This window comes from Lebetimonas sp. JS138, from assembly GCF_000523335.1.
Taxonomy (GTDB): domain Bacteria; phylum Campylobacterota; class Campylobacteria; order Campylobacterales; family Nautiliaceae; genus Lebetimonas.
In genome coordinates this window covers 67,882-89,694 of the sequence record NZ_ATHT01000002.1, presented here as the reverse complement: position 1 = coordinate 89,694, position 21,813 = coordinate 67,882, and the positions used below count along the sequence as shown (strand labels likewise).

Genomic DNA, 21,813 nt, shown 5'->3' with positions numbered 1-21,813 from the left:
TATAGCTCATTCCAAGTGCATATAATGATAATATCTTCTCTTCTATTTCATCACTTATTGTTGTTTGATGTTTTTTTACTATTTGAGGCTCAAATCTACCTTCTCTATCTCTTGGGGTAGCAAGTTCAAATTCTCCTGATGTTGATTTAACTGTTTTCCTGTTGTAACCGTTTCTTCTATTTCTTTTACCTTGTAAAACTTCATCTGCAATATGAGATTCAATCTCTGCTTCAAGTGCAGCTTCTACTAATTCTTTAATTAATGGAGCTAATACTCCATCTTTTCCACCTATCTTCTTACCTGCTAATAAATCTTTTACTGCTTTGTCAAAATTAAATTTCTCCATGTCAGTCCTTTCTTCTTTAGTATTTTACCTTGACTGACACGGAATTGCTAACACTCTCTCCTGATATAAAAACACCCAAAAAACTGCTCGAAAATGCAAGAGAGCAGATAGAATCATTAAATAATGTAAAATTTAGCAATATGGAGTGGCAAAGGTTTTTAGATGAATATCTTGATAAACCAGGTGATGGAATAACAGAAAAAACTCGCAAAATTCACGACGATTATATTTACGATTTTGTTTTCGACGACGGGCATATAGAAAATATTTATATTGTAGATAAACAAAACATATCAAAAAACAGCGCGCAAGTTATAAGGCAGTTTGAACAAAGAGGCAATTACAAAAACCGATATGATGTAACGATCTTGGTAAACGGCCTGCCGATGGTGCAAATAGAGCTCAAAAGAAGGGGTGTTGCCATCCGCGAAGCGTTTAACCAGATTCACAGGTATTCAAAAGAGAGTTTTAACTCCGAAAGTTCACTTTATAAATTTTTGCAGATTTTCGTTATTTCAAACGGCACGGATACCAGATATTTTGCAAACACGGTAAAAAGGGATAAAAACAGTTTCGATTTTACAATGAACTGGGCGCTTTCGGACAATACACCGATAAAAGATTTGAAAGATTTTACCGCCACTTTTTTTGAAAAAAACACTCTTTTAAATATTATTTTAAAATACTCGGTTTTTGATGTAAACAACACCCTGCTTGTTATGAGACCATATCAGATAGCTGCAACCGAGAGAATTTTGTGGAAAATCAATTCAGCATATAATGCAAAAAAATGGGGAAGTGTTGAAGCGGGCGGATATATCTGGCACACCACCGGTTCAGGTAAAACACTAACAAGTTTCAAAGCGGCAAGACTTGCCACAGAGCTTCCTTTTATAGACAAGGTTTTATTTGTGGTGGACAGAAAAGACCTTGATTATCAAACAATGAAAGAGTATCAGAGATTTTCACCCGATAGCGTAAACGGTTCTGAAAATACAGCGGGACTTAAAAGAAATTTGGAGAAAAAAGACAATAAAATTGTAGTAACCACCATTCAAAAACTAAATAATCTCCTAAAAACTGAAAAAAATCTCGAAATTTACAATAAACACGTTGTTTTTATATTCGACGAAGCTCACCGCAGTCAGTTTGGTGAAGCTCAGAAAAATCTTAAAAAAAGATTTACAAAATATTATCAGTTCGGATTTACGGGAACTCCAATTTTTCCTGAAAACGCACTCGGGAGTGAAACAACGGCAAGTGTATTTGGCCGTCAGCTTCATTCTTATGTGATTACCGATGCAATACGCGATGAGAAAGTTCTTAAATTTAAAGTTGATTACAACGACGTCAGACCTAAATTTAAAGAGTTTGAAAAAGAAATAGATGAAAAAAAACTAAGCGCGCTTGAAAACAAAAAAGCGCTTTTACATCCAGAGAGAATTAATGAAATAGCAGAGTATATTTTGAAAAACTTTCATCTAAAAACACACCGTTTACAAAACGGCAAGGGATTTAACGCAATGTTTGCCGTTAGCAATATCGATGCGGCAAAATTGTATTACGAAAAATTTAAAGAGTTACAAAATAAGCGAATAAATGATAATAAGCGGTTAAAACCGCAACTCCTAAATAAAAAACAAAATGGAGATGCGATTTCAATCGCAAAAAATAATCAATTAAAAATAGCGACAATTTTTTCTTACGCCCCCAACGAAGAACAAGACGCAATAGGTGAAATTGCCGATGAAAGTTTTGAGTTGTCGGCTATGAATTCAAGTGCAAAAGAGTTTTTGGCAAAAGCAATAAACGATTACAATCAAATGTTTTCTACAAATTTCGGAGTCGACGGCAAATCGTTTCAAAATTATTACCGGGATTTGTCAAAAAGAGTTAAAAACGGCGAAATAGATTTATTGATAGTTGTGGGAATGTTTTTAACCGGTTTTGACGCTCCGCGATTGAATACTCTGTTTGTGGATAAAAATTTAAGGTATCACGGATTAATTCAGGCATATTCAAGAACAAACAGGATTTATGATGCAACCAAACCTTTCGGAAACATCATAACGTTTAGAGATTTAGAACAGGCTACAATAGACGCCATTTCACTTTTCGGGGATAAAAACACCAGAAATGTAGTGCTTGAAAAAAGTTACAGAGAATATATCGAAGGTTTTGAAGAAAACGGAAAAATACAAAAAGGTTTTTTAGAAATTGTAAAAAGCCTAAAACAAAAATTTCCAAACCCTACTGAAATTGAAAAAGAGAGCGACAAAAAAGAATTTGTTAAACTTTTCGGAGAATATTTAAAACTTGAAAACATACTTCAAAATTATGATGAATTTATTGCGCTTAAACAACTACAAAATATAGATAAAAACGATAAAAACGCACTTGAAAACGTAAAAATTGAATACGGATTAAACAATGAGGATATAAAAACTCTTCAAAATATACATTTACTCCCCGAAAGAGAAATTCAGGATTATAAATCGACATACAATGATATAAGAGATTGGATAAGAGTGCAAAAAAACGGAAAAAACGCAGAAAAATCAGATATAAACTGGGACGATGTGGAATTCGAGATAGATTTATTAAAATCCCAGGAGATAAATCTCGATTATATACTTGAGCTTATTTTTGAAAAACATAAACTCCAAAAAAACAAATCCGCCCTTATAGACGAAATTAAACGCGTTATAAGAGCAAGCCTCGGCAACCGTGCAAAAGAAGGCTTAATAGTGGAATTTATAAATAAAAGCGATTTAAACAGTTTCAAAGATAAAAGTGAAATTATAGAATCGTTTTTCAAATTCGCCCAGCAAAAACAAAAAGAAGAAGCCAAAAATTTAATAAATGAAGAAAATCTAAACGCCGAAGCAGCTAAACGCTATATTAATATTTCACTAAAGAGAAAATACGCAAGCGAAAACGGAACGGAACTTAATGAAATACTCCCTAAAATGAGTCCTTTGAACCCAGAATATCTTACTAAAAAAAGAAATGTGTTTGAAAAAATATCCGCATTTGTGGAAAAATTTAAAGGTATAGGGGAATTGTTATAACATCTCCTCTTCAATAAAACTTAAAAATCCATTTTGAGTAAAAATAAGATGATCAATTAATTCAATTCCAAGCAGTCTGCCGCTCTCTTTTAATCTTTTGGTAACCGAAATATCAGCCCCGCTCGCTTCCAACTGCCCTGATGGATGATTATGGGCAACGATTACACCCGCACACCTGTGTTCAATTGCGGGGGCAAATACTTCTCTCGGGTGCACAAGGCTTTGATTTAGCGTGCCTATTGTAATAACACGTTTAAAACAGATATGATTTGCTCCGTCAAGATAGATAGCTATAAAATATTCCTGTTTTTTATTGCGGTATTCTTTTAGCTCGTCATAAACGTCTTTTGAAGAAGTTATTTTTTTGTTTTGCTTGATGAGATAGCGTTTTGAAAGTTCTATGGCACTTATAATGGTGGAGGCCTTTGCCATGCCGAGTCCTCTGATATTCATTAATTTCTCAACCGTAAGCGAATTAAAATCGTTTTTTAGTAATTTAACAATTTCACGGGAAAGTTTAATAACATCTTTCCCTTTAACTCCGCTGCCGAGGATTATAGCAACCAGTTCATAATCTTTTAAAAAACCCGGTCCTTTCGAAAGCAATTTTTCCCGAGGTTTGTCAAAACTTTCCAGTTGTGAAATTTTTTTACTCATTATTTTATTTTTTAAAATAATTTTGAAGAGATTCCACTTTTATATCGTTTGTCTGTAAAAATTCAATCGCCTCAACGGCTGCGAATGCCGCTGCAATGGTTGTAAAATACGGAACTCCCTGGTTTAAAACTTCACGTCTTATGATTTTGGCGTCGTCTTTGCTTGCTTTATTGTCGCTTGTATTTATAACAAGAACTATTTCTTCGTTTTTAATCATATCTACAATATTCGGTCTTCCTTCGCTTATTTTCAAAACTTTTGTAACTTCAATTCCCGCATCTTTGATTTTTTTGTATGTTCCGCTTGTGGCTACAATGTCAAATCCGAGATTTTTTAAGCTTCTGGCCAGTTTAGGGGCAAATTCCTTATCCAAATCGGTTAAGGAAACAAAAACTTTTCCGTTTTTAGGCAGATTGAATTTAACCGCAAGCTGAGATTTAGCAAAGCTCTCTCCAAAACTTGAGCTTATTCCCATAACCTCCCCGGTTGATTTCATTTCAGGCCCTAATATTAAATCGGCCCCCGTAAGTTTATTAAAAGGAAAAACCGCTTCTTTTACCGCAATGTGAGAATGAATTTTCGGTTTATACACATTACTGTCAAATGTTACGACATTAAATTTGTCATAAAAATTAAGCGCTTCCAATAAAACTTTCCCGTTATTGATTTCAGGATTATATGCCAAATTCCACATAACCCTTGTTGCGACTTTTGCAAGAGGAAGTCCTGTGGCTTTGGATACAAAAGGTACAGTTCGGCTTGCTCTTGGATTTACCTCAATCAAATATAGTTTATCACGATGCAGAGCATATTGGATATTTAAAAGTCCTTTTACTCCAAGTTTTAGAGCTATCTTTTTTGTGGCGTTTTCTATTTCTTTTATTTTTTCCTCGCTTATACTTACAGTAGGTAAAGAACAGGCGCTGTCTCCGCTGTGAATGCCTGCCTCTTCAATATGCTGCATTATCCCGCCGATATATACATCTTTTGTGTCGCTAATTGCATCTACATCAAGTTCAATTGCCCTGTCAAGAAACTTATCTATAAGCACCGGGGAATCTTCGCTTACTTTTACGGCTTCGCTCATATATTCATTAAGTTCATCATCATTATAGACAATTCTCATAGCCCTGCCACCAAGAACGTAACTCGGTCTTACAAGTACCGGATATCCTATTGTATTTGCAATTTTAAAAGCCTCTTCTTTTTTAAAGGCGGTGCCGTTTTGAGGCTGATTTAATCCAAGAGTGTTAATAAATTCGGCAAATTTTTCCCTATCTTCCGCCATATCTATAACCTCAGCGGAAGTTCCTATTATTTTTGCATTTATTTTAGTTAAAGGTTTTGCAAGTTTAAGAGGAGTCTGACCGCCAAACTGAACAATTACGCCGTGTGGATTTTCAAGTTCAACCACATTTCTGACCCTTTCAAACGTAATAGGTTCAAAATACAATACATCGCTTGTGTCATAATCTGTTGAAACAGTTTCCGGGTTGCAGTTATACATAATAGTTTTGACACTCAAATCATTAAGGGCAAATGCTGCATGAACACAGCAGTAGTCAAATTCAATTCCCTGACCTATTCTGTTTGGACCGCCTCCAAGGATTAACACTTTTTTATCATCAAAATCCGGTTTTCTTGGCGGCACGTTTTTTGTAACATTTACGCTTGAATATAAATAACTTGTAGTTGTGTCAAATTCCGCCGCACATGTGTCCACTTCGTTATAATCGATTTCAATTCCGAATTTTTTTCTTGCTTTATATACATCTTCTTCACTTTTGTTTATTAATTTAGCCAGCATTGTATCACTGAACCCGTATGTTTTGGCACGTCTTAGCAGAGTTTCATTTTCTAAAATATCAAGAGTTATCTCTTTTTCAAGTTCGATTATTTCTTTTATCTGATTTAAAAACCATCTGTCTATTTTACAAATTTCATAAATTTCCTCAACACTTTTTTCTCTTCTGAAAGCCTCACCGATATATAAAAGCCTTTTATCATTTGGAATTCTTATGTTTTTAATCAGCTCATCTTCGCCGCAGTCAATTTTTTCAAATCCGTCAAGACCTGTTTCAAGAGAATAAATCGCCTTTTGCAATGATTCTTTAAATGTCCTTCCTATCGCCATTACTTCCCCGACACTTTTCATAGAAGTCGTAAGTGTTGAATCGGCCTGAGGAAATTTTTCAAATGTAAAACGTGGTATTTTTGTGACAATATAATCTATTGTAGGCTCAAAACTTGCGGCAGTTCCTGTAATATCGTTTTTAATTTCGTCTAATGTATATCCGAGCGCAAGAAGCGTTGCGACTTTCGCAATAGGATAACCTGTCGCCTTACTTGCAAGTGCGGAACTTCTACTTACCCTGGGATTCATTTCTATTACTATCATTCTGCCGGTATCCGGATTTACGGCAAACTGAACGTTGCTACCTCCGGTATCAACGCCTATTTCACGAAGTATTGCAAAAGATGCATCCCTCATTTTCTGATATTCTTTATCAGTGAGTGTAAGAGCCGGGGCAACAGTAATGGAATCCCCTGTATGAACACCCATCGGATCGATATTTTCAATAGAACACACTATTATGCAGTTATCGTTTCTGTCGCGGATAACCTCCATCTCATATTCTTTCCATCCAAGAAGAGATTCTTCTATTAAAATCTCCCCTATAGGACTTGCCTCCAAACCGAATTTGGCAAGTTTTTTAAATTCCTCCATATTGTAAGCAACACCGCTTCCAAGCCCTCCAAGCGTATAACTTGCCCTTATTATAATCGGAAATCCTATTTCTTTTGCAGCCTGTTCGGCTTCTTCAAGGGAATAGGCGTATCTGCTTTTAGGCAAATCCATACCAATTTTCAGCATCGCTTCTTTGAAAGCCTGTCTGTCTTCGCCTTTTTTAATTGCTTCCGGGTTAGCGCCTAAAAATTCAACCCCCTCAAGCATTCCCCTTTCGTACATTTGCATAGCAACATTAAGGGCAGTCTGACCCCCCATTGTAGGAAGAATTGCATCAATATTTTCTTTTTCAATAATTTTTGCCACTACTTCGGGGATAATCGGTTCAATATATGTGGCATCTGCAAATTCAGGATCAGTCATTATTGTAGCAGGGTTTGAATTAACAAGAACGACCCTGTAACCAAGAGATTTGAGAGTTTTTGCCGCTTGAACGCCCGAATAGTCAAACTCACAAGCCTGACCAATGACAATCGGACCGGAGCCTATCAGAAGGATTGAATGGATATCTTCTCTTTTTGGCATAAAAAACCTTTTTTATATGTAATTATATCTTAAAAAAGTGAAAATGGTGAATGTTGAGTGGTAAGTAGAAAATGTTATAATTTTATAAAAAAGGATAAATTTGAATCTGCCTCCAAAAACAGAGACTTTAAGAAAGGCCAGTGTATTTAATAAAGAAACAAGAAAAAAAGCATATGAGAAATTAAAAAATGATAAGACATATTTAATAAAATGCCTAAGAGAAGATATAAAAGAAAATGTAATTTTTAGAAATTACAATGATTATTTAATTTCAGTCGTTTTAGAAGAAGAAAATAAAATGGAGCGTTTCAAACCGTTTCCAAGACAAAAAGCATTTTCAAGTAAAGATTTTTTAAGATATTATATAAATGATTTAAAAAAAACCCCAAAAGAAAATAAAATAAAAAAAATAGGGGGATTTGACACGGAAACAACCGATATTACCGGATATGTAATTTCTTATGCGATTGTTATACAGGATATGCAAGATTTGAGCACAAAAGAAATTTACGAACTGCTAAATCCTGAAGCTAAAATTTCAGAAGAAGCTTTCGGCGTTCATAAAATTTCTCAGGAAGAGCTGAAAGACAAGCCGACCTTTAAAGAAAAAAAAGATGAAATTTTAAATATTTTTAATTCTCTCGATATGGTTGTGGGACATAATGTTTTATATGATTTCGGCGTAATGAAAAGAGAGCTTGAAAGAATTAATCATTATCCGAACATAATTGATATTCCTATATTTGACACAATGTATTACGCCGCCGACGTTGTAGTGCTTGAAAAAAAGAAAATGCCCCGTCTTGAAGAGGCGATAGCATTTTTTTTTGGAAGAAAAAATATAAATTATCATAACGCTTTAGAAGACGTAAAAGCGACTTTAAAATTATTTAACAGATTACTTGAAGAAGGTTAAAAATATACATACATTTCAACACTCAAATTTTATGGTTTGAAGGGGATATGGATTCATTTTTTAATCTAGATAAAAATTTACATTCGTCATTTGAAACAACAAAAAATTATTCTCCAAATGAAAGCTCATCAATAAGTTTTGGGGGAAGCGATTCATCGGGAGGGGGAAGCGGCGGTGGAGGAGGCGGAAGCTGGTAATTGATTTTTTAATTAAACAGATATTTCAAAGCCAAATAATAAACAAGATAAATTAAAAAAATAAAAACAATAAAAGAGATAACAGGAGAAGTTGTAAAAGTGGCTATTAAAATCACTATAGCGCTAAATAATAAAAACAGTTCAAAAATTCCAAAAAGGATTTTTTGGATAAAATCAAAATTTTTCATAGCATATTATAAAATTCTTTAAATATATATTTACTGTCATGCGGCCCTGGTGATGCTTCCGGATGATGCTGAACAGAAAAAACAGGTTCATTTTTGTATTTAACACCCTCAATTGAACCGTCAAAAAGATTTTTATGTGTGACCTCGGCAATTTTCTCAATCTCTTCCGGGACATTATAATTATGATTTTGAGCGGTTATTTCCACAACAGGTTTTCTGTTTATATAATTTTTTACCGGATGATTTCCCCCGTGATGCCCGAATTTAAGTTTAAACGTAGGGTATCCGTGAGAAATACTCAGTAATTGATGTCCCAAACATATTCCAAACATCGGTATTTTTTCTTTTAATATTTTTTGAATTTCTTTATGAATTTCGTTCAAAATCAGAGGATCACCCGGACCGTTACTTAAAAACACCCCCTGAATTTCCCCACTTTTATACATTTCAATAATTTCTTCCGCCTTTGTTGAAGCCGGCATTACTTTACACTCCATTCCGGCCTGGGTCAGTTCGTTTAAAATATTTCTTTTTACCCCAAAATCAAGTACTGCTATTTTTTTATCTGTTTTTTTAGGATTATATTTAAACTCTTTATCGTTCCATGCCCCGTGTGGATGAATATAAGCCTCTTTTGTACTTACCTCTTTTATATAATCAATTTCTTCAATTCTGGGGGTTTGATTTAAAATTTCTTTTAATTTTTGAATATTATGAATTTTGCTTGAGGCTATCATCATCATAGCCCCTTCTTTTCTTATAAGCTTTGTTAAAAACCTTGTGTCAATTTCGCTGATTCCAAGAATATTTTGCTCTTTTAAAAATTCATTTAGACTTTTTTCTCCCCTGAAATTTGACCAGTTATCAACATATTCTCTGACAATTATACCTTTAAGATAGGCTTTTTTACTTTCATTGTCATCTTTATTTACCCCTACATTCCCGATTTCAGGCATGGTAAAAACCACAAACTGGCCGGCATAACTCGGGTCTGTAATGATTTCCTGATATCCGGTCATTGATGTGTTAAATACAATTTCCCCGACTTTTGTTCCGCCTGCCCCAAATCCGCGGGCAGTAAAACTCATTCCGTTTTCCAGCAAAACAGTAACTTTCATTTTAAACCTTTACTTTTCACTTTTAATTTTTCACCGTAGCCGCTTGGCAACTTTTTACTACTCACCATTTTCACTATTTTCACCTCTAAATTAGTCCTCTTTTTCTTAACTCCTGCTCGTAAAGTCTGTTAAATACAAGTTCCCACTCTTCACTTCCAGGAACCAAAGGCCTTTTGTAGTTTTCAAGCTTTTTATAAACTTCGTCCCTTGCTTCAATTTCCCTTTTTAAAAAATCCATTATAGATTTAAAAACAATATTTTTTATTTTTCCATCCCTTACATCATAATCAATTAATTCTTTATCCCATAATTCTTTTACCAAAAAATGTGCCAAATCATCTATTCTTTCATCTCTTTTTAAATTAAACCCCTCTTCATTTGCAATTTCTTTTTTTATAAGTTTAAACACTTCTCTTCTGTCAACATCATAAAATAAAAATTCATTTTCTTCTTCCTGTTTTGCTAATATTTCTCTGGCTTTATCTTCTATTTCCCTTTCCCACAAAGCATCATCCATTATAATATCTTCAATTTCTTTAATAGCATTATCAATGCCTTTGGGATAATTCACAAATCCTGAATTTAATAAATCATATGCAATTTTTCTGGAAAGAAAAGGCACTTGAGCTTCTTTTATCAGCATACTAAACCTTTTTTTAAAATTATATCAAAAAAGAAGCTTTAAAATTGAAAATCAACCCGCTTACTCTCTTCTAAAAACAGATTATTATATTTTTTGCTAAATTCAACTACCGCTTTAACTTCATCTCCTTCAACTTCAAAACCTACCGCACCTTTTGAATCAAAAATCCCCCCTGCACAGATAATATTTGCTTTTAAATTAAAAAGTGTTTTAAAGGCTTCTATTTCAGTAAATATCATCCCGTAAAAAAACCTGAGCATCGCAATTTTAGAACCTGTTGAAATATCTACGTCCTGAGAAGTTTCTTTAAAAAAAGGAATAAGCTTTTCATGTCCTACAGGAATTATAACTTTAGCACCCCTGCTTGCAGCTTTTATATAAAAATTACCATAAGTTCCTCCGTTTTTATCGGCAGCCGCTACGGCGGCACACTTTTTAGCGTTTTCATACCAAAGAGCATTTGCACCTTTTATAAAATAATCATTATTTGTTATATCAAATCCGCTTATATCAATCGGCTTACTGTTTTCAAGCACAATCGGCCTGTCTCTTTTTTGAGTCACATTAAATTTGCCTCTTACATTACACCCGGCGGCATATAAAGTATCTGTATTTATCCCTAAATGATATAAAAGATATTCGTTTGTTGTACCGTAAGCAATATAAATTCTTTTTTTTAAATCTATATATTGACACAGGGCTTTTGCTATTAAATGTTTAGCCCCCGCCGTTGTCAGAAGTATTTGTGCTTTCATTATTCTCATCTTTTTGCATCATTTCTGTAAGTTTTGCTGCTTTGGCTGGGTCCATTTTTGAAAAAATTTTGGCGACATTTTTAGGAGGGAGCTTTTTTAAAATTGCAAGGGCATCTTTTTCTTTCATCTGAGAAAGTACGCCTGCGGCATTTTTTGGCCTCATCTTTGCATAACTCTGGGTAATTTTATCCATTTTTGCATTTTTTATTTGCTCAAGGATTTTTTGATTTTGAGTTATTAATTTTTGAATTTCTTTTTTTTCATTTTCTATTTTTTGCAAAGTGTTATTAATTTCTTTTTCTTTTTCTTTTAGTTTTGACTCTTTTTTCTTCATTAAAGCCATATATGTGTTTTTCAAAGATTCAAGAGCCTCTTTTTGTTCAAGTATTTTTTCAGCCTCTGCTTCAAGTTCTGCTTTTTTTTGGTCAAATATCTCATAACACTCAAGAAGTTTCTGATTGTCAACTGCAAAAAGAGGAGTGAAAATAGTAAAAATGGTGAAAAAGGTGAAAGCAGTAAATAAAATATTTTTTAATTTTTTATTTTTCACTTTTAATTTTTTACTTTTAATAAATTTCCCCAAGAATATCTCCTACTTCAACATAATCTTTTTGATTTAAATATTTAAAATGTTCTTTTCCGAAAAACAGCAAAATTGAACTTCCAAATTCAAACCTTCCAAGTTCATCGCCTTTTTTAAGTTTTAAAGGTTTTTCATATTCTATATCAAAAATCTCGTTATAATCTTTTTGAAATTTTTCATCAAAATTTAAAATAATTTTCCCTACTATCATAGCCCCCACCAAAACAATATAAAAATATCTTTCTTTAGAATCCCTGCATCTTAAAACCACTCTTTTATTTTTTGGAAATACAAGCTCTTTTTCCAAAAAAGACGGTTTTACCGGATTAAGTTCACCGGGGATAAATGTAGCCCTCACAATTTCCAAATCTATAGGAACATGAAATCTATGATAGTCACTTGGTGAAAGATATAAATTAATAAAATACCCATTATTTAATTTTGTATCATAAGGAATAAGTTCTTTTAGGGAATATTCTTTTCCTTTTATCTGATAAACCCGATTTTCTTCTATATCGTCATGCGCAATGATTTCACTGTCACTAGGGCTGACGACTATATCGTCTTCTTCATAAAACTCGGTATATTTTTTATGTCTTGTAAATAAATTATTCAATGTTTTATATTTACAGGGATCTTCCGGTTCAAATTCTGACATATCTATTTTATAAAACTTAACATACATTTTATTGATAAAACATTGAATCAATTTAGGGAAAGAGGTGGTTGCTATTTTAACTGCGATATTAGAAATAAAACGGGAGGGGTTCATTTTAGTTTTACTCCTTTTTTACCTTGTTGAATTTTTCCTATAAAATAAGCATCAGAGTTTTTTATTATTTCATCCGCATTTTCTTCACTTATTGCAAAAATCATTCCAACACCCATATTAAACGTTCTGAACATCTCTTCTTCATCTATATATTTTCTCATATATTCAAAAATAGGTAACACTTTTATTTTATCTTTGTAAACAACTGCTTCTAAATTTTCAGGCAATACCCTTGGGAAATTTTCAACTATTCCTCCTCCTGTAATATGAGCAAGAGCATGAAGCAGAGGCTTGAATTGTTTAAATTCTTTTACATAAATTCTTGTTGGGGTTAAAAGAATATCAATAAGTTTTTTTCCGTTAATTTCATCATCAAATTTCATGTTTAATTTATCAAAAAACAGTTTTCTGACAAGCGAATATCCGTTTGAATGTATTCCGCTGCTTGGCAGTGCCAAAAGAATATCACCTTCTTTTACTTTCGGGTTAAGTTCGTCTTCCTCTGCAATTCCGACGGCAAATCCTGCCAAATCAAAATCCCCTTCATTATACATTCCAGGCATTTCTGCAGTCTCTCCCCCGATTAGGGCACACTCGCTTAGTTTACAACCCTTGGCAATTCCTTTAACCACATCTGCAGCCTCATTTACTTCGAGTTTTGCTGTTGCATAATAATCTAAAAAGAAAAGAGGCTCCCCGAAATTACAGATTAAATCATTTACACACATTGCAACTAAATCAATTCCTATGCAATCAAACTTTTTAGCGTCAATCGCAAGTTTTAGTTTTGTGCCGACCCCGTCTGTTGCACCGAGTAAAACAGGTTTTTTATATCCGGCTGGAAGCCTGAAAGCTCCTGCAAAACTTCCTATGTTACCGACAACATTTTTATTAAACGTCTCTTTTACAAAAGGTTTTATTTTTTCAACAAAACTGTTTCCTTTGTCAATATCAACCCCCGCTTCTTTATAACTGATTTTCATTTTTTTCTTCCTTACATTCGCAGTAACAGCTTCCAAAAATTTTATTAAGCAGCCATGTTGACGGACAAAAATCAAAAACACCGTAAATAACAAACATTATTGCAATAAATGCAAGCAAAATAAGTGCTGCTAAATTGTATCCTTTTGCAAGCAAACCCAAAATTAAAAGCATCATAAACGCTATTAAAAATCTTTGAAGTCTTTCGCCACATGCAAATTTTTTAGCTTTCATTTTTCTCCTTTAAAATATTACCTTATTAACTTCTTCCATTTTTTCGTTTGCAATATTTCCAGCTTTTTTATTTCCTTCATTTATTATATCCAAAATCATACTCTCATTTAAAGATGCCTTTTTTTCTCTGATTGGAGAAAGCAATTCATTTATTTTGGCGGCACATCTTTTTTTACATTCCACACATCCAATAGTTCCCGCCCTGCATTCTTTTTCAATTTCCACGACTTCTTCTTTGTTAAATGCATTATGGTAATCAAAAATTATACACACTTCAGGATGCCCGGGGTCTGTTTTTTTAATCCTTGCAGGGTCCGTTTTAGCCATCCTAACTTTAGCCCAAATGGTTTTTTCATCGTCATCCAGATATATTGCGTTATTAAAACTTTTGGACATTTTTCTGCCGTCAAGCCCGGGAAGTCTAGGTATTTCTGTCAGAAGTTCTTTTGGTTCAGTAAATATTTCTTTTTTAAACATATAATGAAACCTTCTTACAATTTCCCTAGCAAGCTCAAGATGGGGTTTCTGATCTTCACCGATAGGCACCAGATTTGCATCATAAAGAATAATGTCTGCTGTCTGCAGTACAGGATATGTTAAAAATCCCGCATTATTTTTTTCTCTGTATTCAGGCTGATTCATTGCGTCTTTATATGTGGGGTTTCTCTCTAACCAGCTAACAGGCGTTATCATATTTAAAACTAAATAAAGCTCGGCATGAGCTTTTATATCACTCTGTCTGAAAAGAATTGATTTTTTTGGATCAATTCCGCATGCTATCCATTCTTTTACAAGTTCAATGCTGAGTTCATTTAAATCAAGCCCTTCGTCATATTTCGTGGAAAGTGCATGCCAGTCGGCCACAAAATAAAAAGTGTCATATTTTTCTTGAAGTGCAACCCAGTTTTTAAGAACCCCTATAAAATGTCCCAAATGAAGTTTACCTGTTGGCCTCATTCCGCTTACAATTCTCAAAACTTAGCTCCTATTTCGGCAAAATAGCCTTTGTATTGTAATTTTGTTTTATTATCTCCATCTACCCCGTAAGCTTCTTTATATCTGTATCCCATTTTTAGAAACAAAGGAATTTTATCAAATTTATACTTAATTCCCGCTAAATAATCATAATGGTGATTATCCCCCGCTTTTGCCCATTTTACATATCCAAGGGCTGAAAACCCGAAAAAACTCATTGTTTCAACATTTGCATACAGATATGGAAGCGCCACAAACCAGTTTTTATTAATATGGGTGCTTCCAAGAGTTTTTACAATATTTCCGTTAACAATCGCAGCATTGTCACCGTCAATTTTGGTATTACCTTGCCACAAATCAGCGCCAAATCCGGCTTCTATATCGGCAACCACCGGTTTAAATTCATAAAACAGTGTTAAATCATAAGAGTTTATATTCATTTTGGAACTTACATCGGTGAGTCCAGAGGGAATATTTACATCTCCGAAAATTTTTACTCCTCCTGCAACCCATTTACTATGGCCAGTTGTGTTGTATTTTGTATATTGTAATTTAATATTTGGCAAAATTGGCACAGGATGAATCAGTTTTACCCAGATATAAGGGTTGTTTTTATTATCAAACCCTAAATCCCCTGTGTTTTGATTTCCGTCATTTTGAGCGGATGAATTATTAAAATAATTTATCACATTTCCGTTTTTTACATATCCGTCTATTTTTTGCTGCTCGTATCCCGCACCCGCACTGACACTCAACATATCAGCATTTGCAAAAGTAACCGCTCCCGCACAAATTAAAGCTAAAGATAATTTTTTCATTTTTTTTCTCCTTTTTCTTTTGGGATTAATACAATAGGTGTTCCTCTAAAATCTTCTTTATTCCTTAAGAAATTTATCAGATATCTCTCATAAGAAAAATGAAGTTTAGCTCTGTTCATAATTAAAGCTATGGTAGGAGGCTTTGTTTTAAACTGGGTTGCATAATAAATTTTACTCTCCCTACCTCTTACATCCGTAGGCAGATGATGCCTTATAGTCGCTTCTTTAATCCATTCGTTGAGAAGCGAAGTAGGAATTCTTTTTGAATAATTTTTATAAACAAAAGAAAGCTTTTCTTTTAATTTGTCTATATTTCTTTTTGTCTTGGCGCTTACAGCCATAAAAGGGGCAAAATCTAAATATTTAAACCTGTATCTTACTTCACTTTCAAACTTTTTATAATCCATAGACGTTTCATCCCATTTATTTGCAACAATTATCGCCCCGGTTTTAAATTTTTGGATAAGAGAGCCTATTTTTTCATCAAGTTCAACTATACCTTCTTTGGCGTCAATAACCAATACGGCGATATCGGCTTCTTTTAAAACTTCTTCCGTTCTAATCAGGGCATATTTTTCTATATCTTTAATTTTGCTTCTTCTTCTGATACCTGCGGTATCAACAAAAGTTATATGATATCCGTTGAAATAAATATTTTCATCAATAGGGTCGATTGTAGTCCCGTCAACTTCGCTTACTATTGCCCGCTCTTCCCCAACCAGTGCGTTAAGAAGTGAACTTTTACCCACATTTACCCTGCCTATAATTGCCACTTTTATCTCTTTAATATCCTCTAAATTTTCATTACTCTCACTTAACAGTTCTTCCAAAGGAATGTCTTGTTCAAATTCGCTTACTTCAAATACCTGTTTTTTAGGGATAAATTTTTTTATTCTTTCAATCAGTTTTCCTACACCCCTGTTATGGGAAACGGAAATAGGGTATATTTCTTTTACACCCAGTTCATAAAAATCATAAACTTTTTCTTTTAATTTGTCGTTATCTATTTTGTTTACAACCAATATAATATTTTTATTTAATTTCTGAAGAGTTCTTATATATTTTTTTTCATCTTCATCGGGCAGACTTCTCCCGTCAACCATATAAAGCAGTATATCTGTATCTTTTGCTATTTGAAGGGCTTTGTCTTTTACTTTCTCAAACAGTTCATCCCGCTCTTCAAGCCCTCCCGTATCCATTATAACAACATCTTCAAGTTCATCATCCAAACTGATAATTCTTTTTTTTATATCTCTTGTGGTTCCGGCTTTTTCACTGATTACAGCATCTCTCTTTCTTAAAATTCTGTTAAAAAGAGAGCTTTTACCAACATTCGGCTTACCGAGAATGGCTATTTTTTTCAACTTTATTCCTCATCTTTAATTTTTAATTTTTCACTTTTCATTATTTAAATACTGTCTTTATAACTGATTTTTTTAGACAGTAAATCTTTCATATGCAAATAATTGTTAAGTGCGTTTATATATGCTTTTGCACTTGCTACCATTGTATCGATGCTTAGTCCATGCCCCATAACCGCGGGTTTATTTTCATCAAAAACAACTTTTACCATAACTTTGGCCAAAGCGTCTTTACCTTCGCTTACAGCTTCAACTTTATAATCCATTAGTTTTCCGTTAATACCGCTTATCCTGTCTATTACTTTAAATATGGCATCAATGGTACCTTTACCTATTGCCGCATCTACGTAAATTTTATCTTCGAATTTAATCTTGGCAGCGGCACTCGCCATACCGTCACTGCAATCACTTAGCTGAAGTGAAAGGAGTTCATAAGTTTTAGGTGTTTTATCAAACGCATCATTCATGAGTGCCAAAATATCTTCATCATAAACTTCTTTTTTCTTATCTGCAAGTTTTTTAAATTTCATAAATATTTCATTCAATTCTTCATCACTTAAGTTACTAAATCCCAAAGCCTCAAGTTTTTTCTTAAACGCATGTCTTCCGCTGTGTTTTCCAAGAACAAGGGTGTCTTTTATATCAAGCCCTATATCCTCCGCCTTCATAATCTCATATGTTTCTTTATGTTTAAGTACACCGTCCTGGTGGATTCCGCTTTCATGGGCAAATGCGTTTCTTCCCACTATGGCCTTATTCGGTTGCGGTTCTATTCCAGTAACGTTTGAGACAAGCCTGCTTGTCGGATAAATTTCTTTTGTATTTATCCTTGTATCAATTCCATCAAACAAATCCCTTCTTACTTTAATGGCCATTACAATTTCTTCAAGTGCGGCGTTTCCAGCCCTCTCTCCCAAACCGTTAATGGTACATTCAACCTGTCTCGCCCCGTTTAACACACTGTAAAGTGAATTGGCGGTGGCAAGCCCGAGATCGTTATGACAATGTACTGAAAAAATAATATCTTTTGGAAAATATTCAACCAGTTCTTTTATCATTTCCCCCATTTCTGTTGGAAATCTGTAACCTACCGTATCAGGAATATTAATCGTTTTTGCCCCCGCTTCAATAACGGCACTGATAATCTCTTTTAAAAAGCCCATCTCGCTTCTTCCCGCATCTTCGCAGGAAAATTCCACGTCATCAACAAAGCTTCTTGAATATTCAACCGCCCTGACGGCTCTTTTTATTACTTCATCGGGGCTCATTTTTAGTTTATATTCCATATGAATTGGACTTGTTGCAATAAATGTGTGAATTCGTTTAAAAGGGGCCGGCTCTATCGCCTTAGCAGCGGCTTCAATATCCTTATCCAAAGCCCTGGCCAAAGAACAGACAGTTGAATTATTAACCTCTTTTGCAATATTGTTTATTGCTTCAAAATCACCCGGACTTGCTGCGGCAAATCCTGCTTCGATAATATCAACTTTTAATTTTTCAAGCTGAAGTGCAACTTTTATTTTTTCTTCGATAGTCATAGATGCGCCTGGGGATTGCTCCCCGTCTCTTAATGTGGTATCAAAAATTTTAACCATTTCCATAATATATCCTTTTTATAAAAAATTTTTATAAAATTTTATCATATTTTAAAAATTTTTTCAATGGAAAAAAATTATCCTTTATATTTCCCGGCTTTAATGTATCCTTTTATTCCCCTGTATACCCCGTAAAAAGCATAAATGCTCAAATACAGGGCTATTGCTTCGGTAGGGAAAAGATAAAGTAAAGAAGCCGCCAAGATAATTAAAACCAAAATTTTTATTGCCAGATTTTTATTAAAATCAATTTTTTTAAAACTTGGATATCTGAAATTACTGACCATTAAAAAAGCCAAAAACAAAGCCCCTGTTAAAATTAGAATATTAAAATGACTCTGATATCTTATATCAAGCATTATCCACGAGCTTAAAACCACCGCCGCCGTCGGAATTGGAAGCCCTATAAAAAATCTCGGGTCGTTCATGGAAGTTGTCACATTGAATCTTGCAAGTCTTATTGCGCCAAAAACAACAAAAAGTCCGCTGATCAGTGCCCCAAATCTTCCGTAATTCTTACCGATTGAGAAAAAAAGCATCATAGCAGGTGCCATTCCAAATGCAATTAAATCAGCCAATGAATCAAATTCTACGCCAAATTTTGAAGTTGTGTTTGTAATTCTTGCTATTCTTCCGTCAAGTCCGTCGGCAACCAGCGAAAAAAGTATATAAATATAAGCTTTTTCAAATTTACCCTGAGATGCGGCAATCACGCTCATTACACCAAAAAAAGCACTAAGGGCCGTAAAAAAATTAGGTAAAATATATGCCAATTTAATTTTCATTCAAATATCCTATTAAACTCTCCCCTGCTTTTACTTTTTGAAATTCGGTTATTTTTATTACAGAGTTTTTAGGCACATACAAATCAACCTGACTTCCAAACATTATCATACCATAACGCTCGGAGAGTTTTATTTTTCCTAAATCTCTAAACATTATAATCCTTCTTGTTAAAAAACCGGCTATCTGATTAACAACAACACTTTGTGCCCCTTCAAACAAAACCCTGTTTTGTTCGTTAAGCTCACTTGATTTTTCATCTGCAATATTTAAAAACAACCCGTGAATATATTCTCTTGCATCAATCTTCCCATCTATAGGACTTCTTTGTACATGCACATCAAAAATGGATAGCCTTATCGAAATTTTAATCATTTCTTTATTTAAAATAGGGGCTTTGGTCTCTGTTATCTCTACAATTTCCCCGTCGGCCGGAGAAATTATTACATTTTCACCAACTTCATCGGGAATTCTTTCCGGATTTCTGAAAAAATATACAAAAAATGCAAAAATAATAAAAAAGAGTATCTGCCAAAATGCACCGAATCCAAAAATAAGGCTGATTAAAAATATTACACCTGCAGGAATAATAAAGGGATACCCTTCTTTAAGAATTATTTCCGTTTTCTTCATTATCACCTTCTTTTTTAGAATCTTTATACTCTTTTATAAGTTCTCTTACCCTTGAACCGTCTATAACCTCTTTTTCATAAAGCTCTTTTACCATTTGTTCAATAACAGGCGCATATTCTTTAAGTATATTTTTAACATGCCCATAACGCTCGCTTAAAAAATTTTTTACAAAAACGTCAATTTCTTCCTGGGTTTTTTCTGAATAATCACGGCTTTGTCCAAACCCTCCGCCTAAAAATCTGTTTGTCTGTTTTTCTAAAACCATTAACCCGGCCACATCACTCATACCGTAAATCATTACCATTGATTTTATAATGTCGGTTGCCCTCTCTAAGTCGTTACTTGCACCTGTTGAAATTTCTTTAATAAACACCTCTTCACTGGCCCTGCCTCCGAGCAGTGTATCAATTTGAGCAATAAGTTCGCTTTTGCTCATCAGATATTTGTCTTCTTCGGGAAGGTTTAATGTATAACCGAGCGCGGCCAGACCTCTTGGAACGATTGAAACTTTTTTTACTTTTCTGGCTTTAGGAGTAACTTCTGCAATTATTGCATGCCCGCTTTCATGATATGCCACTGTTTTTTTATCGTTTTCGTTAAGACGTCTACTTTTCTTTTCAAGTCCCGCAATCTGTCTTTCAACCGCTTCGACAAATTCACTTTGGTTTACTTCTTTTTTATTTTTTCTACCCGCAAGCAAAGCGGCTTCGTTTACTATATTCGCAAGGTCTGCCCCGGCAAGTCCCGCCGTCATTCTGGCTATTTCTTCCAGATTAACGTCACTGCCCATTTTAATTTTTTTAACATGGACTTTTAATATCTGTACCCTTCCTTCAAAATCAGGTTTATCCACCAATACCTGTCTGTCAAATCTTCCGGGTCTAAGTAAAGCAGGGTCTAATATTTCAGGCCTGTTTGTCGCCGCTAAAACAATTACAGGGTCGTTTGAATCAAACCCGTCCATTTCCGCAAGCAGCTGGTTTAAAGTCTGCTCCCTTTCGTCATTTCCGCCAAACTGACCGGCTGCAGCCCTGCTTTTACCGATAGCGTCAATTTCATCTATAAAAATTATGCTCGGCGCCTCTTTTTTAGCCTGGTTAAACAAATCCCTGACCCTTGCCGCACCGACACCTACAAACATTTCTATAAAACTGCTGCCGTTTACGGCGAAAAACGGAACATCTGCCTCACCCGCAACCGCTTTTGCAAGAAGAGTTTTTCCTGTCCCGGGAGGCCCGATGAGTAAAACACCTTTTGGAATTTTTGCACCTAAAGCCGTATATCTGTCAGGATTTTTAAGAAAATCCACTATTTCTTTTACCTCTTCTTTGGCTTCATCGTTTCCGGCGACATCATCAAATGTAACATCTGGTTTTTCGCTTTTTATAAGCCCTTTTGCACTTCCTGCGCCGAAAACTCCCCCCATACCTTTTTGCATTCTGCTTGCCAAAAACATCCAAATTGCAAAAAATATAAATATAGGAATAATCCAGCCGAAAATCAAATCGTTAAGCCAGTTGCTGGATTCTGGCAGGGCGCCGTAAGGAATAGAATTTTTATCCAGAATTGTAATTAAACTCGGATCATTCGGAACTTTAGGAACTGTTATAATTGTTCCGTCTTTTAATTTAACTTTTAAATATGTTTTTCCTATAGCAACATAGCTTAACTGTTTTTCTTTTGCAAGTTTTTTAACATCGGAATATGTTATACTCATAACGGCCGGTTTTCCGGAAACAAGCTCGGAAACGCTGCTTTCGGCACTTGGTGCAATACTTCTAAAAATTAAAATTATAACAACCGCAAAAATTATAAATAAAAGAAGCGGATTTTTATTAAAAAAATTATCATTGTTATTTTTATTGTTTTTTGGCATCTATATCCTTTAATTTAAATTCAACATTCAACATTTA

General features: G+C 34.2%; 21 protein-coding genes. 3 read left to right on the top strand and 18 right to left on the bottom strand.

What is annotated here, in order from left to right; genetic code table 11:
- Positions 1 to 346 (bottom strand): transposase (locus DZ67_RS10135; protein ID WP_035907588.1); only part of this gene is annotated, 346 nt, incomplete at its 3' end.
- 44 nt (positions 347 to 390) lie between these two features.
- Here DZ67_RS10135 and DZ67_RS0108940 point away from each other — a divergent pair.
- A complete protein-coding gene (locus DZ67_RS0108940) occupies positions 391 to 3,417 on the top strand; it encodes a type I restriction endonuclease subunit R (RefSeq protein ID WP_024788288.1) in 3,027 nt (1,008 codons plus the stop codon).
- On the opposite strand, the gene radC is transcribed toward DZ67_RS0108940, so the two are convergent.
- Positions 3,412 to 4,074 carry a RadC family protein gene (radC, locus tag DZ67_RS0108935; RefSeq protein WP_024788287.1) on the bottom strand — a complete coding sequence of 221 codons (663 nt, stop codon included), beginning with the start codon at positions 4,072 to 4,074 and terminating at the stop codon, positions 3,412 to 3,414. The two genes, DZ67_RS0108940 and radC, sit on opposite strands and share 6 nt — an antisense overlap.
- A gap of 4 nt (positions 4,075 to 4,078) precedes the next feature.
- Positions 4,079 to 7,348 carry a carbamoyl-phosphate synthase large subunit gene (carB, locus tag DZ67_RS0108930; RefSeq protein WP_024788286.1) on the bottom strand — a complete coding sequence of 1,090 codons (3,270 nt, stop codon included), beginning with the start codon at positions 7,346 to 7,348 and terminating at the stop codon, positions 4,079 to 4,081.
- A gap of 100 nt (positions 7,349 to 7,448) precedes the next feature.
- On the opposite strand from carB, the gene DZ67_RS0108925 reads away from it, so the two are divergent.
- Positions 7,449 to 8,264 (top strand): exonuclease domain-containing protein, encoded by an 816-nt coding sequence (locus DZ67_RS0108925; RefSeq protein WP_024788285.1) that lies wholly within the window; start codon positions 7,449 to 7,451, stop codon positions 8,262 to 8,264.
- 47 nt (positions 8,265 to 8,311) lie between these two features.
- Positions 8,312 to 8,461, top strand: a complete 150-nt coding sequence (locus DZ67_RS10605; protein WP_156919597.1) for a hypothetical protein — start codon at positions 8,312 to 8,314, stop codon at positions 8,459 to 8,461.
- Between the two features lie 8 nt (positions 8,462 to 8,469).
- Here the strand turns inward: DZ67_RS10605 and DZ67_RS0108915 are convergent, their stop codons facing one another.
- From DZ67_RS0108915 to ftsH, 15 genes are all read right to left on the bottom strand, one after another.
- Complete coding sequence (locus DZ67_RS0108915) at positions 8,470 to 8,649, bottom strand: hypothetical protein (protein WP_024788284.1); 180 nt, start codon at positions 8,647 to 8,649, stop codon at positions 8,470 to 8,472.
- On the bottom strand, positions 8,646 to 9,767 hold the full coding sequence (gene carA / locus DZ67_RS0108910) for a glutamine-hydrolyzing carbamoyl-phosphate synthase small subunit (RefSeq protein WP_024788283.1): 1,122 nt from the start codon (positions 9,765 to 9,767) through the stop codon (positions 8,646 to 8,648). Before carA ends, DZ67_RS0108915 begins: the two co-directional genes overlap by 4 nt.
- A gap of 85 nt (positions 9,768 to 9,852) precedes the next feature.
- Entirely contained in the window at positions 9,853 to 10,410 is a 558-nt protein-coding gene (locus DZ67_RS0108900; RefSeq protein ID WP_024788282.1) for a DUF507 family protein, read from the bottom strand.
- A 38-nt stretch (positions 10,411 to 10,448) separates the two neighbouring features.
- Entirely contained in the window at positions 10,449 to 11,165 is a 717-nt protein-coding gene (locus DZ67_RS0108895; protein WP_024788281.1) for a hypothetical protein, read from the bottom strand.
- Entirely contained in the window at positions 11,128 to 11,748 is a 621-nt protein-coding gene (locus DZ67_RS0108890) for a MotE family protein (protein WP_024788280.1), read from the bottom strand. Before DZ67_RS0108890 ends, DZ67_RS0108895 begins: the two co-directional genes overlap by 38 nt.
- On the bottom strand, positions 11,732 to 12,520 hold the full coding sequence (locus tag DZ67_RS0108885) for a phosphatidylserine decarboxylase (RefSeq protein WP_024788279.1): 789 nt from the start codon (positions 12,518 to 12,520) through the stop codon (positions 11,732 to 11,734). Before DZ67_RS0108885 ends, DZ67_RS0108890 begins: the two co-directional genes overlap by 17 nt.
- On the bottom strand, positions 12,517 to 13,503 hold the full coding sequence (gene purM, locus DZ67_RS0108880) for a phosphoribosylformylglycinamidine cyclo-ligase (protein WP_024788278.1): 987 nt from the start codon (positions 13,501 to 13,503) through the stop codon (positions 12,517 to 12,519). The genes DZ67_RS0108885 and purM overlap by 4 nt, the downstream gene beginning before the upstream one ends.
- Positions 13,487 to 13,735: a YgaP-like transmembrane domain gene (locus tag DZ67_RS0108875; RefSeq protein WP_024788277.1), complete on the bottom strand. Its 249-nt coding sequence runs from the start codon at positions 13,733 to 13,735 to the stop codon at positions 13,487 to 13,489. The genes purM and DZ67_RS0108875 overlap by 17 nt, the downstream gene beginning before the upstream one ends.
- Positions 13,736 to 13,744: 9 nt before the next feature.
- On the bottom strand, positions 13,745 to 14,710 hold the full coding sequence (trpS, locus tag DZ67_RS0108870; protein ID WP_024788276.1) for a tryptophan--tRNA ligase: 966 nt from the start codon (positions 14,708 to 14,710) through the stop codon (positions 13,745 to 13,747).
- Positions 14,707 to 15,528, bottom strand: coding sequence for a TIGR04219 family outer membrane beta-barrel protein (locus DZ67_RS0108865; protein WP_035907586.1), 822 nt, complete (start codon positions 15,526 to 15,528; stop codon positions 14,707 to 14,709). Before DZ67_RS0108865 ends, trpS begins: the two co-directional genes overlap by 4 nt.
- Positions 15,525 to 16,892: a ribosome biogenesis GTPase Der gene (der, locus tag DZ67_RS10130; RefSeq protein ID WP_035907585.1), complete on the bottom strand. Its 1,368-nt coding sequence runs from the start codon at positions 16,890 to 16,892 to the stop codon at positions 15,525 to 15,527. The genes DZ67_RS0108865 and der overlap by 4 nt, the downstream gene beginning before the upstream one ends.
- 44 nt (positions 16,893 to 16,936) lie before the next feature.
- Entirely contained in the window at positions 16,937 to 18,490 is a 1,554-nt protein-coding gene (locus tag DZ67_RS0108855; RefSeq protein ID WP_024788274.1) for a 2-isopropylmalate synthase, read from the bottom strand.
- A 71-nt stretch (positions 18,491 to 18,561) separates the two neighbouring features.
- Positions 18,562 to 19,269 carry a CDP-diacylglycerol--serine O-phosphatidyltransferase gene (gene pssA, locus DZ67_RS0108850; protein WP_024788273.1) on the bottom strand — a complete coding sequence of 236 codons (708 nt, stop codon included), beginning with the start codon at positions 19,267 to 19,269 and terminating at the stop codon, positions 18,562 to 18,564.
- The gene (locus tag DZ67_RS0108845; protein WP_024788272.1) at positions 19,259 to 19,900 is read right to left on the bottom strand and encodes a phosphatidylserine decarboxylase; all 642 of its coding nucleotides are present in this window, start codon (positions 19,898 to 19,900) and stop codon (positions 19,259 to 19,261) included. Before DZ67_RS0108845 ends, pssA begins: the two co-directional genes overlap by 11 nt.
- Entirely contained in the window at positions 19,875 to 21,776 is a 1,902-nt protein-coding gene (ftsH, locus tag DZ67_RS0108840) for an ATP-dependent zinc metalloprotease FtsH (protein WP_024791044.1), read from the bottom strand. The genes DZ67_RS0108845 and ftsH overlap by 26 nt, the downstream gene beginning before the upstream one ends.
- Positions 21,777 to 21,813: the final 37 nt, after the last annotated feature.

Bases quoted from the DNA above. Each gene is read 5' to 3' on its own strand.
- radC (WP_024788287.1), bottom strand. From the start codon at position 4,074: ATGAGTAAAAAAATTTCACAACTGGAAAGTTTTGACAAACCTCGGGAA.
- carB (WP_024788286.1), bottom strand. From the start codon at position 7,348: ATGCCAAAAAGAGAAGATATCCATTCAATCCTTCTGATAGGCTCCGGT.
- DZ67_RS10605 (WP_156919597.1), top strand. From the start codon at position 8,312: ATGGATTCATTTTTTAATCTAGATAAAAATTTACATTCGTCATTTGAA.
- DZ67_RS0108915 (WP_024788284.1), bottom strand. From the start codon at position 8,649: ATGAAAAATTTTGATTTTATCCAAAAAATCCTTTTTGGAATTTTTGAA.
- carA (WP_024788283.1), bottom strand. From the start codon at position 9,767: ATGAAAGTTACTGTTTTGCTGGAAAACGGAATGAGTTTTACTGCCCGC.
- DZ67_RS0108900 (WP_024788282.1), bottom strand. From the start codon at position 10,410: ATGCTGATAAAAGAAGCTCAAGTGCCTTTTCTTTCCAGAAAAATTGCA.
- DZ67_RS0108895 (WP_024788281.1), bottom strand. From the start codon at position 11,165: ATGAAAGCACAAATACTTCTGACAACGGCGGGGGCTAAACATTTAATA.
- DZ67_RS0108885 (WP_024788279.1), bottom strand. From the start codon at position 12,520: ATGAACCCCTCCCGTTTTATTTCTAATATCGCAGTTAAAATAGCAACC.
- purM (WP_024788278.1), bottom strand. From the start codon at position 13,503: ATGAAAATCAGTTATAAAGAAGCGGGGGTTGATATTGACAAAGGAAAC.
- DZ67_RS0108875 (WP_024788277.1), bottom strand. From the start codon at position 13,735: ATGAAAGCTAAAAAATTTGCATGTGGCGAAAGACTTCAAAGATTTTTA.
- DZ67_RS0108865 (WP_035907586.1), bottom strand. From the start codon at position 15,528: ATGAAAAAATTATCTTTAGCTTTAATTTGTGCGGGAGCGGTTACTTTT.
- DZ67_RS0108855 (WP_024788274.1), bottom strand. From the start codon at position 18,490: ATGGAAATGGTTAAAATTTTTGATACCACATTAAGAGACGGGGAGCAA.
- pssA (WP_024788273.1), bottom strand. From the start codon at position 19,269: ATGAAAATTAAATTGGCATATATTTTACCTAATTTTTTTACGGCCCTT.
- DZ67_RS0108845 (WP_024788272.1), bottom strand. From the start codon at position 19,900: ATGAAGAAAACGGAAATAATTCTTAAAGAAGGGTATCCCTTTATTATT.
- ftsH (WP_024791044.1), bottom strand. From the start codon at position 21,776: ATGCCAAAAAACAATAAAAATAACAATGATAATTTTTTTAATAAAAAT.